The 1034-nt window shown below is 70.5% G+C and carries 2 protein-coding genes; both read right to left on the bottom strand.

Annotation, left to right across the window (positions count from 1 at the left end):
- The coding region (locus tag KBX53_RS34005) for a LacI family DNA-binding transcriptional regulator (protein ID WP_369010024.1) at positions 1-279 on the bottom strand (279 nt) is incomplete at its 3' end.
- A gap of 136 nt (positions 280-415) precedes the next feature.
- A partial coding sequence (locus tag KBX53_RS34000) for a DUF5753 domain-containing protein (protein WP_210863929.1) occupies positions 416-1034 on the bottom strand: 619 nt, incomplete at its 5' end.

The raw sequence follows: 1034 nt of genomic DNA, 5'->3' as shown, positions 1-1034 counted from the left end.
CAGCATGCTCGTGCCGTGCCGCTCGGCCGCCGCGCCGACACCGGCGCGGAAGCGGACCGCGAACGGGTCGGTGAAGGCGGACGACAGTTGCGAGGTGAACAGCACCCCGATCGACCCGACGAAGCCTCGGCGCAGGGAGCGCGCGGTGGGGTTGGGGCCGGGGTAGCCGAGTTGCCGGGCGGCGTCCAGGATCCGCTCGCGCAGGGCGGCGGAGAGCTGGTCGGGGCGGCTGTAGGCGTTGGACACGGTGCTGCGGGAGACGCCGACGGCGTCGGCCACGGCTTGCAGTGTTGGCTTCACCGGCACCTCTCTGTATCGATCCAGTCTGTATCGATACAGAGACTAGCCCGACCGGTCGGCGTCGGTCAATACGTGAACTGAGGGACCCCGCCCGCGGGGCCGGCGCGGCGGAGGATCAGACGGGGTACGTGTCGTCCAGCAGCCGGTCGAGGATCTCCGCCGTACGCTCCGGCGGCTCGGCCTCGACACAGAGCCGTTCCATCGCCACCGCGTAGTAATCCAGGTCGTCGCGCTTGTCGAGGTAGATGGCGCTGGTGAGCTGTTCGATGTAGACGATGTCGGGCAGCTCCTGGTCGCCGAAGCGCAGGATGGTGAAGGCACCCCCGGCGGCGGCGTGACCGCCGGCGGCGAACGGGATCACCTGGAGTCGGATGTGGGGCGACTTGGTCGCCTCGATGAGCGCGGTCAGCTGACCGCGCATGACCTCGGTGCCACCGATGGGCCGGCGCAGCGCCGCCTCGTCCACCACGGCCCAGAGCTGCGGCGGATTCTCCCGGTGCAGCAGCTGCTGACGCTGCATCCGCAACGCGACGCGCCTGTCGATCTCGCCGGGACCGGCCGTCCCGTGCCCCAGCAGCACCACCGCCCGGGCGTATTCCGGGGTCTGCAACAGGCCGGGCACGAACTGCACCTCGTAGCTACGGATCAGCGCGGCGGCGGCCTCCAGGCCCAGGTACGACTGGAACCAGGACGGCAACACGTCGCCGTAGCGGTGCCACCAGCCGGGGCTGTTC

Source organism: Micromonospora sp. M51 (genome assembly GCF_018070305.1).
GTDB lineage: Bacteria > Actinomycetota > Actinomycetes > Mycobacteriales > Micromonosporaceae > Micromonospora > Micromonospora parva.
This window is presented reverse-complemented; position numbering and strand designations above follow the sequence as displayed.